At 41.1% G+C, this 15,150-nt stretch carries 11 protein-coding genes; 5 read left to right on the top strand and 6 right to left on the bottom strand.

Annotated features, from left to right (window positions below; genetic code table 11):
- The first annotated feature begins 68 nt into the window (after positions 1 to 68).
- Positions 69 to 797 carry a TerC family protein gene (locus SULBA_RS11965; RefSeq protein WP_014770554.1) on the top strand — a complete coding sequence of 243 codons (729 nt, stop codon included), beginning with the start codon at positions 69 to 71 and terminating at the stop codon, positions 795 to 797.
- A gap of 296 nt (positions 798 to 1,093) precedes the next feature.
- Positions 1,094 to 2,101: a rod shape-determining protein gene (gene mreB, locus SULBA_RS11960; protein ID WP_014770553.1), complete on the top strand. Its 1,008-nt coding sequence runs from the start codon at positions 1,094 to 1,096 to the stop codon at positions 2,099 to 2,101.
- 90 nt (positions 2,102 to 2,191) lie between these two features.
- On the opposite strand, the gene SULBA_RS11955 is transcribed toward mreB, so the two are convergent.
- From SULBA_RS11955 to nrfD, 5 genes are all read right to left on the bottom strand, one after another.
- Entirely contained in the window at positions 2,192 to 3,886 is a 1,695-nt protein-coding gene (locus SULBA_RS11955) for a methyl-accepting chemotaxis protein (protein WP_014770552.1), read from the bottom strand.
- 11 nt (positions 3,887 to 3,897) lie between these two features.
- The gene (locus SULBA_RS11950; protein WP_014770551.1) at positions 3,898 to 4,695 is read right to left on the bottom strand and encodes a phosphate ABC transporter substrate-binding protein; all 798 of its coding nucleotides are present in this window, start codon (positions 4,693 to 4,695) and stop codon (positions 3,898 to 3,900) included.
- A gap of 95 nt (positions 4,696 to 4,790) precedes the next feature.
- The gene (locus SULBA_RS11945) at positions 4,791 to 5,492 is read right to left on the bottom strand and encodes a 4Fe-4S dicluster domain-containing protein (protein WP_014770550.1); all 702 of its coding nucleotides are present in this window, start codon (positions 5,490 to 5,492) and stop codon (positions 4,791 to 4,793) included.
- A 14-nt stretch (positions 5,493 to 5,506) separates the two neighbouring features.
- Positions 5,507 to 8,065 (bottom strand): molybdopterin-dependent oxidoreductase, encoded by a 2,559-nt coding sequence (locus SULBA_RS11940; protein WP_014770549.1) that lies wholly within the window; start codon positions 8,063 to 8,065, stop codon positions 5,507 to 5,509.
- A gap of 10 nt (positions 8,066 to 8,075) precedes the next feature.
- The gene (gene nrfD, locus SULBA_RS12830; RefSeq protein ID WP_014770548.1) at positions 8,076 to 8,912 is read right to left on the bottom strand and encodes an NrfD/PsrC family molybdoenzyme membrane anchor subunit; all 837 of its coding nucleotides are present in this window, start codon (positions 8,910 to 8,912) and stop codon (positions 8,076 to 8,078) included.
- A gap of 124 nt (positions 8,913 to 9,036) precedes the next feature.
- Between nrfD and SULBA_RS11930 the strand changes: the two genes are divergently transcribed.
- From SULBA_RS11930 to SULBA_RS11920, 3 genes are read left to right on the top strand one after another with little or no spacing between them, the layout of a single operon-like run.
- Complete coding sequence (locus SULBA_RS11930) at positions 9,037 to 9,909, top strand: substrate-binding domain-containing protein (RefSeq protein WP_014770547.1); 873 nt, start codon at positions 9,037 to 9,039, stop codon at positions 9,907 to 9,909.
- Complete coding sequence (locus SULBA_RS11925) at positions 9,906 to 11,267, top strand: sensor histidine kinase (RefSeq protein ID WP_014770546.1); 1,362 nt, start codon at positions 9,906 to 9,908, stop codon at positions 11,265 to 11,267. The genes SULBA_RS11930 and SULBA_RS11925 overlap by 4 nt, the downstream gene beginning before the upstream one ends.
- Positions 11,264 to 12,649: a sigma-54-dependent transcriptional regulator gene (locus tag SULBA_RS11920; protein WP_014770545.1), complete on the top strand. Its 1,386-nt coding sequence runs from the start codon at positions 11,264 to 11,266 to the stop codon at positions 12,647 to 12,649. The genes SULBA_RS11925 and SULBA_RS11920 overlap by 4 nt, the downstream gene beginning before the upstream one ends.
- A 27-nt stretch (positions 12,650 to 12,676) precedes the next feature.
- On the opposite strand, the gene SULBA_RS11915 is transcribed toward SULBA_RS11920, so the two are convergent.
- Positions 12,677 to 15,148, bottom strand: a complete 2,472-nt coding sequence (locus SULBA_RS11915; protein ID WP_014770544.1) for an arsenate reductase (azurin) large subunit — start codon at positions 15,146 to 15,148, stop codon at positions 12,677 to 12,679.
- Positions 15,149 to 15,150 lie beyond the last annotated feature (2 nt).

Raw genomic sequence — 15,150 nt, 5'->3', positions numbered from 1 at the left:
CCTTTTTGCTAAGAAGACTTATACGTGAAAGAGGGTAAAATAAACCAAAAATTTAGGATAAAGCAAAGATGATAGAGTCATTATTGACATTTGAAGCGTTGGTGGCATTGTTGACATTAACGGCTTTAGAAATTGTACTGGGCATTGATAATATTATTTTTATTGCGATTTTAGTAGGAAGATTGCCTGAACATCAAAGAGATAAGGGACGTATTTTTGGTTTAGCCCTTGCAATGGTGACTCGTATTTTACTTTTGCTTTCACTTTTTTGGATTATGAAACTCACCACACCGCTTTTTACAATTCTAGCACAAGAGATTTCAGGACGTGATTTGATTTTGATTGTAGGTGGATTATTTTTGTTAGCAAAATCAACCACAGAGATTCATCATGGGATTGAAAACGCAGGTGAAGAGGAGAGGGAACTTCAAAAAACTCCTCGTAATTTTTTTAATGTTTTAGTTCAAATTGCTATTTTAGACATTGTTTTTTCACTTGATTCGGTCATTACCGCGGTGGGAATGGTTAATGATGTAAGCATTATGATTTTAGCGGTGATGATTGCAGTGGGCGTGATGATGGTGGCAAGTAAAAGTATTTCTCGTTTTATTGATGCCAATCCAACCATTAAGATTTTAGCGCTCTCCTTTTTAATTTTAGTGGGTGTAACATTGATTGCAGAGGGACTTGATTTTCATATTTCTAAAGGGTATGTTTATTTTGCGATGGCGTTTTCCTTAGCCGTTGAGTCGTTAAATATTTACGGTAGAAAAAAACAGCGTAAAGCCCAGCAATAATCTTTGCGTGGGCATTGTTGCCTAAGCAAAACTCAGTGTTAACGTAGCTTTGAGAGCTTTGCTTGAGAAGTGTGATAAAAATAGAGAATAAGCACGAGAGTGCGTGGGCATTGCGCCGAGCAAAACCCAGTGTTAACGTAGCTTTGAGAGCTTTGCTTGAGAAGCGTGATAAAAATAGAGAATAAGCACGAGAGTGCGTGGGCATTGCGCCGAGCAAAACCCAGTGTTAACGTAGCTTTGAGAGCTTTGCTTGAGAAGCGTGATAAAAATAGAAATTAGACTAAAAAAGAGGTAAGATGTTTTCGTTTATTCGCTCTTCCAACCCGTCGTTTGCCATTGATTTGGGTACGAACAACACCCTTGTGTATCAGCCACGTAAAGGGATTATTTTAGAAGAGCCCACCTCTATTGCGTATGATTATAACCGTCGCTCTTTTTTTGATTGCGGTGAGAGCTCAAAGCGCATGGTGGGAAAAAATCCTAAATACATTGAAATTATGCAACCGCTCTCCAAAGGAGCCATTTCAAACTTAACGGTGGCAAAAGCGTACATTAAAGAGGTGATTGCGCGTATTTCACGCAAACGTATTTTTAAACCCCATATTATTGTGAGTGTTCCAAGCGATTTGAATGCCATGGAGCGTAATGCGGTCATTGAAGCGGGACGTGAGGGGGGTGCGAAGAGTGTGCAACTCATTAAAGACCCTTTTGCCGCCGCCCTTGGAACGCAGTGTGCCATTGAGCAACCTCAGGGTGTTTTAGTGCTCGATGTGGGTGCAGGGGTGAGTGATATTTCACTGCTCTCTTTGAGTGGTATTGTCATGTCAAAATCCTTGCGAATGGCAGGAAATGACCTTGATGAAGCGATTATTGAGCATTTTAAAGCGACTAAACGGGTGTTAATTTCTCCGAGTGACGCCGAGCGCATTAAGCACGAGTTGGGCAATCTTGTGCATCCAGAAGCGTTACAAATGAGCATTAGTGTAAAGAATTTAGTGACACGTTTACCTGAGACATTTACCGTGAATGCCATCGATGTGCATCAGGCTATTCTTCCTGTCATCGATAAAATTGTAGCCCTCACCCATACGATGCTCTCTGAGCTTCCTCCTGTTTTTGCTTCGGATATTTACGATAGGGGTATTTTGCTTACAGGGGGCTCTTCCATGCTTAAGGGCTTAGATACGTACTTATCTTCTAAGCTTGAAATTGCAGTCAACCCTGTTGAAAATCCTCTTCATAACATTATTCTAGGGGCAGGACGTGCAATTGAAGAAGAGCGTTACAGTAAGCTTTTTAAGTAAGTTCTTGTAAAACAATTTTTACAAGAACTTACGTGTTAATGTTGGGTATTTTTTGGTTACATGTAAAGCGATTGTGTTTCATGAAAATGCTTAGAGTTTAAACTCCTGCATGTTCATTTGAAGGGTATCTGCGGTTGTTTTTAATTGTATAGAAAATGATAAAAGTTTATTGGAAATATCTGCCATGGTGTCTGTCTCTAGGGTGAGTTTATGCGTAATTTCTTGTATGTTGTGACTCTCTTGTTGTTGCGTATGGGTTTGGTTCTCTACTTGATTTAATTCGGTATGCAGTGTGAGAATGGCGTTACTAATGCCATTAAAGGCATGGAGTGCAATTTGTGTTTGAGAAATGACCTCTTGCAAACTGTTCGCACTGTTTTCTATTTGAGTTTGAACGCCTACGGCTTTTGTATGAATATTTTCCACAATATGCTCAACATTGCCCGTAGCCGCTTGTGACATCTCTGCTAGGTGACGTACTTCATCGGCTACGACTGCAAATCCCCGTCCATGCTCTCCTGCACGTGCTGCTTCAATGGCAGCATTGAGGGCGAGGAGATTGGTCTGGTCTGAAATACCCTCAATAGCTAAGAGAATGTGGCGAATTTGTTCGGTTGCAACCGTTAGAGATTCTGTGGTTTGCTTGGTTTCTTGTGTTGCCTCTGCTGCTTGTTTTAGATTGTCAATAGAAACTTGCACGGTATGACTCACTGCTGTGTTATTGCTTAAAAGTTTTTGTGCATCATCCATTGTTGTATTGGTAATCAGCCCAATGTGTTGCGAGATAGCGCTAAAGTTTTGGTTGGTTTCATTAATTTTTTGCGTATGCATGATGACTTTGTCCGCTGCTTTTTCAAGATGCTTAACAATATCATTGACCACGGTAGCGGTTTGGTCTAAGGCTTTAGCCTGCACAACAATAAAATTGATTTTTTGGCTGAGGTTTTCAACGATGCTGTTATATAAAGAGCCTAGTTCTGCTACTTCGTCACTTCCTGAGAAGCGAAGGCGTTTTCTAAAATCTCCATCGGCTAAAACTCTAAACGCAACTCTAAAATCTTTGAGTTGTTTGGCAAGAATGGTTGGAAGATAGATGGCAAGAGCGAGCATGATAAGGGAGACAGCCCCGCCTAAGGTATTGACGATGACCATCTTTTGATGCATGGCGTCGTTCGCACGCTTAAGTGCTTCAACGCTTGTGAGTGTTTGTGTTTGGGTGGTGAGCGCTAAGGAGATAACATTTTGTCTTATATTTTCTCTTTTTTGAATTTCATCACGAAACAGTGCAATGAAAGCATCGAGTTTTGGCGAGAGCGAAATAAGCGAAATTTGTTTGGCTCTCTCATCGTTAAAGGAGACAATGAGTTTATCCATGTTGATAAAATCTTCGTGTATGCTTTGAATCTCTTGCGTCATACGGGTAGTTAAAAAAGAGAGTGCTTTATCTTCCGATGCTTTTTTAAGCGCAGAAAGTAAAGCGTTAAAATCAAGCCAATACGCACCATCGTGTAAAGAGGCGTAATTTTTTTGAACTTTGCTCATATTTTCAAGAATGAGTTGTGTATGAGAAAGAGCTGTAATCTCTTTTTGAAGGGCTTCAAGATTGGTAAGCTCTTTACTTTGGGTTATGGTTTTGCTTGAAACATTTTCCAAACGCTCTTCCATAATTTTTTCGGTGCTAAAAAAGGAGACAGATAAATAGAGTGCATAGGATGTAAATAAAATGAAAAATAAAAACATAAGAGAAAATATTTTAGCGTGAATACCTAATTTCAGTGAAGTCATCTCAGCCCTCCTTAACGTGCAGAAACAAATGTTTTATTAATAATCGCTTGTGCTTCTTTACTGTAGACATACTCTAAAAATTGCAGTAAAGGTGCAGAAATATTCTCTTTGGTCACTAAAATCAGTGGTCTTGAGATAGGGTAAGAACCATCGGCAATATTTTTTTCAATAGCTTCAATGCCATTAATCGCCAGGGATTTGACCTCAGGATTGGTTTTACTAAAAACCATACTCACCGCTGTGATGGCATGGGGGTGATTTTTCACATAGGCGACTTCATCAAGCGGCGCATCGACTTCAATGGCATCTTTGCTGTACGTTCCAATAAGTGTCTTTGTGTCGAACACAATTTCAGTAAAGACAATTTGTGTCGCTCTTTTATCCCCAAGAATTTCAACAACAACGTCGATTTTTGCATTGTTGCCACCCACTTCTGACCAGTTGGTGATTTTTCCACCAAAAATTGCTTTGAGCTGTTCCATGCTCAGATTTTTCACAGGATTGTCTTTGTGTACAACCACACCAATGGCATCGTAACCAATGATGAAAAAACGAAGATTTTGTGCGCGTTCTTTATCTTCGATACCCCGTGAAATACCTGCTAAATCAACTTTGTCTTTTAAGAGTGCATCTACACCTTGTCCAGAACCTGGGTTTTCAATGCGTGAAAAAGTATGCCCAGCTTTTTGAGAAAATTCTTTTGCCAATACTGGAAAAACAGTTTTCCCAATGGTAGATGAACCAGCATAGGACAAATCAGTTGCATAGATGAACACAAAACTTAGCATCCATGTCAATAGCATGCGCATGTGAGACTCCTTTTAAAAATGTACAGATTGATGGCAGGATTAGAAAACCCTTTAAAGAGGATATTCCCTCTCTTTAAAGGAGAGGGAATAATGCCTTATGCGTTGTAATCTCTGATATAAAACACTTTAGGCTTGGTACCTTTTTCAGGTAATAAGACTGTTGGTTTATGCGCACGAAGTAACGAAGCAATTTTACTTTTTTCATCGTTCATATCGCCAAAGATTCTAGCATCTGCTGGACAGGCAACAACACATGCAGGTGCTAAGCCTTTAGCAACACGGTGGTTACAAAAGGTACACTTTTCAACCGCACCTTTTCTTCGAACCGCTTCATACCCATCCGCACCACGTGCTGCATTGAAGTTAGGAAAGGGTGCTTTTGCTTTATCGGAAAGTTCTTTTTTAGAGAAAGTTCCGCCTTTTACTATCGCACTCTCATCGGTTGCATAATCTAAAAATGCATGGTGTTTGTTGTAAAAGATAACCCCATAAGGATCTGCCAACATACAGCTTTTACAGCCAATACAAATGCTTGGGTCATGTACTACAAAACCATCTTCATCTTTGTGCATCGCATGAGTTGGACAGACTCTCACACAGGGTGCATCTTCACAGTGGTTACACAGCGTTGGCGTGTGTTTGTAAGTGACGTTTGGAAAAACACCATAGGTTTCTGTTGTGTGAAACGCCCAGTTGATACCCTCTGGGGTATTGTTTTCACTTTTACATGCTAAATCACACGCACCACATCCGACACAACGATGAAGATCAATGATCATTCCATATTTTTTTGCCATAATCTATCCTTTCCCTATATCTTTTCAATTTTGACGCGTGCATTTCCACCATGGCGTGGCGTTGAACCCACCATGCGCTCAAAATCATAGACATGAAGATTATTGTTGTTTGCACCTCGTGGTTTTGAGCCAAACACTTCAGAGCCAACACGACCAAATGCCCAGTGACCTTGACCGTAGCATTTCACAATAACACCTGGACGAATTCCTTCCCAGAGTTTGACTTCACTTTCAATACTTCCTTGAACCGATGTGATTTTGATTTTGTCTCCATCTTTGAGTCCCAGTTTTTTGCCATCCAGCGGGTTGATTTTCGTGACATCTTTTCCTGCAACATCACCTGGGTCAACGTCTTTGATTTCATAATACCAAGGGGCATTTTGACTGCGACCTTCACGATTAAGTCGTGAGCGGTGCTCTGCAAAAATGAACGGATAGGTCTTTTCATCACCATGCCGTACGGCTTCTTCATAGTGTGGGACAAAGCCTAATTCTCCTCTACACGTATAATTGAGCGCCTCTAATGCCTCATCAACCGTTACTTTGTTTTTCTCAGCATGTTCGATAAGCACTTTTTTCAAAGTTTCGCTGTAAAACTCAAACTTTTTTGTTTCGGTTGCAAAGTTATCAACCTTTTTGCCTATTTTGTATTTTTTCGTTTTCCACACACCTTTATCTAAAAGCTCATTCCAACTGTTGATGGTGTCGCCTTTTTCATTGCTTTCACCACTCCAGATAGGCTTTGTGAACTGTTTTACTGCATAGAGGTCAAACTCTTCTGGGGTTGTGGGTGCTTTACCGCTTTCTGGGTCTTTGAAGTTATCTTGGAAATAGCGCAGTGGACCATCAAAACCTTTTTTTGCCAACGCTTGAGCAATCAAGAATGGAATTTCTGTTTCATCCGTTTTGGCATCGGCAAAGGATTTAACAAGAGGTTGATGAATGGTGAGATAGCCTTGGAGGTTTTGTTTGTTTTTACTAAATCCATAGCGTTCAAACATATGCATTTTAGCAGGCAAGACAATATCGGCGTACATACTCATTTCCGCTAAATGGGTTGTGATGTGGGCATAAAATGGTAATTTTTCCATTGCTTTTTCCCAAACATTAGCACCATTGATAGAGAAAACAAAGTTGTTCCAATAACCAATCGCTACTTTTACATCGTAGGGTTTGTCTGTTAAAATAGAATCAGCCACTTGTTGTGTGACAACACCACCGCCTGTTTTTTTGTTAAAAGCACCCAGTTTGAGTGTCCCACGTTGGTCAATTTTTTTCTGTTTGAGTGCTGCTTCAAACTCTGCTGGTAGGTAAGGTTTGATATCGGGAGTTTTTCCTGAAGGCGCTGAACTTCCTTGGAGTGTTCCTCCCACCGCATCGACTGAACCTACAAGGCCATTGAGTGCGTGTGCGGCTAAAGAGGCATACGCACCACGAATTTGCATAGAAGCACCTGTTGTTACCCATGAAATCGCTTTGCTTCCTGCATCAGAAAATTCTCGTGCGATTGTTCGAATGTCTTTCGCACTAATTCCTGTGATTTTTTCAGCCCACTCAGGCGTTCTCTCTTTTAATTCTAAGTTCCACCATGCCACAACACCGTACGTGTGGTTTTCTTCAAAGACAACAGGGAGAGATTTTTCATCAACAATCACTTCTGTTGGAACAGTAGAGCCTGGAATAAAGTAGTTTTTTCCATCTTGAAAGTCACCCACAAAAGATTTGTTCCATCGTCCTTCACTAAGAATCACATGCGCAATAGCAACGGCTAAGGCACTATCGGTTCCTGGAATAATCGGTGCCCAACGATCCGCCTTTGCCGCTGTTGCGGAGAGACGTGGGTCGATAATAGTAATTTTAGCTCTGTCTTTAACATAGCCTTGTTGGTTCATAAACCATGGTATTTGGCGGTTTGAAGAAACCATATCCGTTCCCCATCCCAAAATATAACGGGTATTGTCTAAATCAAAGTCTGCATAATCCCAAAATCCCTCAGTGTAGTAACGACCAAATTTTTCAGTTTTTGCACAAATAGATGCGTGAGAAATATTGTTTGGGCTACCAATAAGTTTTGGGAATGTGTTGTATAAAATTTCATTCATATGGGTGTAACGTCCACGCATAAGAACAAATTTATGAGATTCTCCTGCTTTAATGAGTCCTAAAATTTGCTCAGCAATGGTATTAATCGCTTCGTCCCACGAAATGGGCACGAATTTAGGATCAATGCCTTTGCCTTTTTTAGGATTGGTACGTTTAAGTGGTGTTTTCACACGGTCTGGATCATACACTTGTTGAATGGCTAAATGAGGACGTGGACAGATACGACCCATACTAGGAGAGTTTGGATTGCCACGTACTTTAACGACTTTTCCATCAACCACAAGACCTTGAATCGGACACCAACTGGTACAGCCTTGACAGGTGGAGCTCATCCATTTGCCAGTTTCACCTTCGTACTGTAATTCACCGATTTTCGCTTCGGCTTGTGTCGTTGTAAAGACCGATACGGTTCCTGCAACTGCCGCTGAGGCTGCTGTTGTTTTTAAAAAATCTCTTCTGTTTAAACTCATCATATACTCCTTATACCGCTTGACCAAGATAAACAACAAGGTTTTTGAGGAAGAAACTTCCGATTACCATCGTTGCAAAGGTTGGAAGAGCCACTGCTTTTAGGGTTGTTTTCCCTAAAATAACCATTGTTAAAAGCGCCAAAGGAATCAACAGCCCAACGATAATGCTCAGTCCCCAAAACTCTAATCCAAAGCTTCCCATTAAGACATCATAGGCATGTTTGGACGATGCGGTTGTAAGCGCTAGGTTGTAGACCCATGCAAAAATGGCTGCAAGTTCAAGTGTTAAAATCATGTTGATAATGACAGGAATTTTGAACTTTTGAAGCAGGGTATCAAGCTCTGAGAGATTGAGAAGAAACACCAATGAAGAACCTGCAAGAATAGAGGAGATAAAGAAAATAACAGGAATGGCGTTGTTCCAAGGCTCGATGCTAATACCTGTAAGCAAAAGACCATGATACAGACCAACCAAACCAGCCAAAACAGCTCCTATATAGACAAATTTAGCACAAACGCTCTCTACCCCTTTGGTGAGAATACTAAATGCGATGAGTAGCCCAACTGCCACAAACGCACTTTGTAAAAAGATACCAATCGACATAAACGAGGTAGGGTTGATCGCATAGATTGTCTTAATGACATTCAGCGGTCGACCAAGTTCTGTTAAGAGCAGTAATAAACCTGCAATCACTAAAATAGGCGTAATAATAAACGCTTTTTTAATCATACTCTCATAGATTTTGGCATCCATGTAGTACAAAACAGCCCCGACTAAGAAGGCACCTACCCCTAACCCACCTAAGAACAAGTCGAGTGAAACCCGAACATCCCAGAGTAAATCCATTGTGGACTCCTTTAAAGTTTCTTGAACATTTCTTCAAGTACAATGCATCAGTAGCAATGAGTGTTCCAACTCTTATAAATCCCTAAAATAGGGGATTTTATTAATAAAAAGGAGCTTTAAGACAATGCAAAACATTCAATTTTTGACCACTGCCTTTCAAAAATATACCATTGGATTTTTACTGCTGTTGTTACCCTTTTCTTTATGTGCCAAAGAAAAAATCGTCTTAGGGCTCACAGGAACTGTGTTTAAAGATGACCTCAAAAATTTTATGGATTGGGAAAAATATTTGGAACACAAAATTGGTGATTTTGACGTACAAATACATTTTACAAAAACCTATTCGGGAATGAACCAGCTCATTAAAGAGCAAAAAGTTGATATTGCCTATGTGTGCAACTCTAGCTATACTAAATTGGATAAAGAGGGGACGGGTAAACTCTTAGCCATTCCTATTTTTGATGGAAGTGATACCTATTACTCCTACATTATTACAAAAAAAGAGAATCCATACACGTCCATTTTAGATTTTAAAGGTAAGCTTTTTGCCTTTACCGATCCTCAGAGTAATTCAGGTGCAATTGCTCCTAGTTATTACCTATTAACACAAGGGCTTAGTCCAAAAACATTTTTCAAATCTTTTATCTATACGTATGAGCATGGAGAGTCGATTAAAGCGGTCATTGATGGGTTTGTCGATGGGGCAAGTGTGGACAGCATTGTGTATACACGTTTTGCTCAAAAACATCCAAAGAGCATTGAGCAGTTAAAGGTGATTCAAATTTTAGGACCCTATACCAATTCGCCTATTGTCGCACGCACGGCTTTGCCTCAAAAAGATTTTCTCAAGCTTCAAGAGGCTTTTGTCACCATGCATTTAGACCCTTATGGAAAGAGTATTTTGGAAAAACTCTCTTTAGAGCGTTTTGACTTACCCTCCAATCAAGATTTTTCAAATGTAACGAAAATGTTAGAAACGATTGAAAGTATGCAATGAATAAGCTCTTAGGGTATCTTTTTTCACTCTCTGTTCACATTAAATTAGCCACACTGATTTTTTGGGTGGTGGTTGCCATATCGACGGTATCGGTTATGATTAACATCGATATTCAAAAAAACCATACCAACCAAATCATTGATGAGTTGATTAAGACCAATATTAGCTCCAATCAAGCTTTTGTGAGTGATTTTATTTTAACCCACAATCAATGGGAGCTTTACAAATTTTTAAAATCACTCTGTTTAAGCAGTATGATAGAAGAGGCAGGGTTTATAGACAATGAAAATATGATAGTTGCCCATACCAATACGAAAGCGTACAGGTTAGGCGATTTGTTTCAAAATCAAGATTACACCAAAGTGCCCTTTGTTCAAGATGGTGTTGCTTTTGGGACATTTGTTTTAAAGGTGAAGAACCAAACCTTTTTTGGGATGCTTAAAGAGAGTTTGTTAGCACATGTGTTATTATTGATGTTTTCCCTTTTGTCATTAATTATTGCGGGTGTTTTTGTGGGAAGGCTTTTGGGACGACTCGATTTGTTGGCACATAATGCTCAAGCGATGATTGAAAAGCGTTGGGATGCTGTTGTGGTGTATCAAGGAAGAGAGAATGATGAAATTACACATCTGATTCAAACGACTACGCAGTTGATGCACGAATTAAAAGATTCGATTGAGAAAGAGGAAAAAAATGCTCGCATTGCGCACTCGTTGATTATTTTAGGAGAAATTAGTTCTTCATTTGCGCACGAGGTTAAAAATTTGCTCCAGCCTTTAAAGCTTCTGATTTCACCAACACATATTCCCGATGCAGAAGATATGCCTATTATTCATGGGGCATTAAAGCGCATTGACCATCAGGTGGTTGACTTTCTCGCTTTAGCAAAACCTGCTGATTTTAAGTATGAAAAATCTTTACATGTAAAGCCTCTTGTGGAAGAGGTTTTGGCGTTACTGCAAAGCTCTTTTGGTCTTAAGCATGTGAGCATTGAGAGTAAAGTGGATGAGGATTTTAGGGTAAAAATGGGAGCAAATGGCATTGAGATTATTGTGATGAACCTACTAACCAATGCCCTTGAAGCGGCGTATGAATTAAGTACCATAGAACTCTCGTGGAAGCGTTCCCAAAGGGCTGGATATTCGCTTTTGTGTGTGAAAAATCGTGGTGAAAGTATGGACGAAAAAACCAAAGCCAATTTGTTTAAACCTTTTTATACTACCAAAAAAGAGGGGTCTGGGTTAGGGTTATTTAGTATTTATAAAATTGTGTATCTCTCAGAAGGATATATTGAGTTTGAGAGCGAACATGAGCAAACAACCTTTTGTTTGTATATTCCGTGTGAAGAGGTTTCATGAAAATTGCTATTATTGATGACCAACAAGAGATTCGCTACTCGGTGGCAAAAATTTTACAGCGTTACAATCACACCCCTTTTCAATTTAATGGAGAAGAGTTTGAACTCTCCTTAATGCTTGAAGCACAGGGTGTGGAGCTTTTAATTGTGGATGTGATGTTAGGGGGAAGTTTTACAGGAATAGACTTAATTAAGCAGTTTAAAAAAGCAAAACTAAACCTTCCTGTGATTCTTATGACCGCATACACCACCCCTAGCAATATGATAGAAGCCTCTAAAATAGGGATTAAAGATATTTTGCAAAAACCCTTTGATGAGACCGAACTGTTGAAATTGGTTGAAAAATACGTCCACGTTACACCTAAAAAAAAGAGTGAGTCTATTGCTTTAAAGCAAGGAGATGAGGCTTTTGTGGGCTCTTATGAAACCATGAAAGAAATTTATAAAAAAATAGGCATTGCGGCTAATAATGATTTGTGTGTGTTGGTTTATGGTGAAACAGGAACAGGCAAAGAGTTAATTGCCAATTTAATTCATACCAATTCAGAGCGAAATGCCCATGCGTTTATTGCGGTGAATTGTGCTTCCATTCCTAAAGATTTGTTTGAGAGCCAGCTCTTTGGGCACGAGAAAGGCTCGTTTACCAGTGCGGATAAACAGCACATTGGGTACGCCGAGCAAACAGGGGAGGGAACCTTGTTTTTGGATGAGATAGGGGAACTTGACAGTGAGCTTCAAAGTAAGTTATTGCGCTTTTTAGAAACGAAAAAATTTAGGCGTATTGGTGGCTCAAAAGAGATTACGTTTGAGGGAAGAATTATTAGTGCGACCAATGCAAAACTCAAAGAGTTAAGTCAGCAAAAACTCTTTCGTGAAGACCTTTACTTTCGTCTCTCCATGCTCACCATCACCATGCCAACGCTTCAAGAACGTAAGCATGATATTCCTATTTTGTGCGAGCATTTTATTGCCAAGGCAAATCATGACCTTAAAACGTCTATTGCGGGTATCTCCCAAGAGGTGTTGGCGCTTTTTCGAGACCATGCGTGGCGGGGAAATATTAGAGAGCTTCGTAACACCATTTACAGTGCGTGTTTAAATGCGAACGATGAAATAATTCGGCGTGAAGATATTCAAGAGTGGGAAGCGCATCACGATTTGCCCAACACAAATTTGGAAGATTATTGTCGACATTTTTTAGAGACTCATGGGATTGAGCGTGTGGTTGAATTGAAAGAGAAGATGCAAAAAACCTTTTTACATGTAAGCTTTTCGCTCTACCCAAATATTACGCAACTCTCAACGCTACTGGATATTTCACGCAATACTCTGAAAAAACAGCTCAAAGAGTTTGGCATTTATGAAACTGAAGAAGAGAAGTAAAGAGGTAGCCTAAGCTACCCCTTGCATTTAAGCACGCTCTAAGAACGTCATATCTTTAATGAGTCCTTCGCTTCGTCCTACTTTAACGATGTTGGCAGCTGTTCCTTTGTAGAAAGGAATTTTGGTGTCAGGATCGACATAATCGGTGCAGAGGTCGTTGATGATGGAGTTTTGGAACCCAAAAGCGCCAAAGACTTCGCCTTTACGTACGGCATCGGTGACAATCGCAATCGCTCGTGTGGCGCCATAGTCGTTATTCAGTTGGACAATATCGCCACTCATCACACCTAGCTCTTTAGCATCACTGGGGTGAATCTCAAGCGGAGCCATTGGCCAGCGTTTGGCGGTAAATTCAAGACGACCTGTGTGGTAGTTTGACTGCCATACTTCGTTGATACGCCCTGTATTGACCCAGTATTTGTAGCGTTTGACCTGTTTTGCGACCTGTTTTGGCATGGCAGGTTGGGGTGTGGGTAAGAACGTTGCTCGACCTGATTTGGTGCCAAACTTGCCATCGGTGTAGTTAAGACGTGTGCCTAAAAGCTTGCCATTTTCGACTTTGACGATAGGGAGTTGCACACCGTTATTGCCTGCTTCTCTTAAAAGCTTATAGGTTGCAAGCGTCCCCGTTGCGCCTCCTTGACTTGCCATCTTAGCACCTTGACCTGCAAAACCGTCCATAAAGGCGTCCTCTTCGCTCTTCCACTCAAAGCCTTCAAAGCGTTTTGCCATGGTTTTATTGCCAGATTTTAGGTACTCCGCTTTGAGTGCATTAGCGATGTCTGCGGCAATGAGACAATCAGGCTTAGCAGTACCTGGTGCATCCATCACTTTTTCAGACAGACGCATTCTTCGCTCACCACTCATGGAAGTGAGGTTCATCTCCATCGTTGTCGCGGCAGGCAAGACAATGTGCGCTCGCTCGCTTGATTGCGTTGGGTAAATGTCCACATCGACCACAAAAAGACCGCCTGATTTACATGCGTTGTAGATAATATCGCAGAGTTCATCAAGGTTGTTTCCATGATACCCGTTAATCGCATCTTTGACGATTTGACTGCGTTTACTTACCGCATTTCTAAGGCGTTGTGTCGCAATGGACTGCCCAAACGGATTGGTTCCCCAGATGGAATAGACAAGGTATTTTCCCTCAATGATGTCCGTGTCGATGACGGCAAGGTTTTGACGGCTTGGCCCGTGATACTCGGGTCTTGTGTAACCCTCTTGGTGACCGCCTGCGCGGCACACGCCCGTTCCCACACGTCCCACGCTGTGCGTTAGCAGTGCTAAATTGACAATGGAAGCGACATTTTCGTAGTTTTTAATTCCCCAAATGATGCCTTTTTCATAGTAAATCGCATTGCGAGGGCGGTGTCCGCTTGGTTTTGGCTTTGCGATCCATTCGGCCGCTTTTTTGATGTCAGAGACGCTAATGTTTGTCAGTGCAGAAGCGTATTCAAGGGAGACTTTATTGACCTTGTACATTGCATCAAAGTTCTCTGTATGGTTTTTGATGAACTCTTTAGCCTCCCAGCCTTGCTCGATGATGTAACTCACAAGGGCATTCATCAATGTAATATCTTGAGCGGGTTTGATCTGGAGATGAAGCACATTCTCTTTGCCTGCAATCGCAATGGCGTTGGTGATGGATGCCGTGCGTCTTGGGTCAATGAAGATAATTTTGCCATTAGATACGCTCTCGCCTTTGTCAAACTCTTTCTTTTTAGCTTCTAGCGTACTGCCATCGAGATTGGCTTGCATGTGAATGTTAAAAAGGTTCGTTTGACACTCGTAAGGATTACACCCAATGACCACCATCGTATCGGAGAGACTCGTGTCATAATAGCTGCTGTTAAGCTCACCAACACCCATTTCACGGCTTGAATGCACTTCTGAGTTATACGCAGGGCGATTGTGAATGGAAGCTGACGCCGTGCCTATAGCGGTGTGAAAGAGCTTACCAGTACCCCATGTGTTTTCAAAGCCACCGCCGCCACCACCGTGGTCAAAGGTTTTATGCGAAATCTCATCGGCACCGTCGTTATCGATGATTTTTTTATAGACTTTGGCTATCACGCTGATGGCTTCTTCCCATGAAGTTTCCATGAGCATGCCACCACGGAAGATTTGAGGCTCTTTGAGTCTGTCTTTGGTTGGGCTGGCTGCGTTGAATGTTGAAACGCCCATCATACCGCCACGTACGGAGTTTTGTCCGACATTGACCACACATTGTGTATCAGGAATAACCATCAGGTTGTATTTTTTGCCATCCCTATCGGTAATGGTGTTGTACATGCGTTCACTGCACCACTCACCGTAGGTGGGTTGTTGTTGTGAAAGATCGATGCCAAGGGCATTGTCTTTGTAGGTTCCCTCTGTGCCAAGAGGCCATTTATAAGACTTATAGCCACACCCGACAATACAAAATTCACAGGTAACATTTTTGACTTCAGCATTTTTATGCGGAATGGGGAGTCTGTCGTTTAAAGTAAGTGCCATGG

It is taken from the genome of Sulfurospirillum barnesii SES-3, from assembly GCF_000265295.1.
GTDB lineage: Bacteria > Campylobacterota > Campylobacteria > Campylobacterales > Sulfurospirillaceae > Sulfurospirillum > Sulfurospirillum barnesii.
This window is presented reverse-complemented; position numbering and strand designations above follow the sequence as displayed.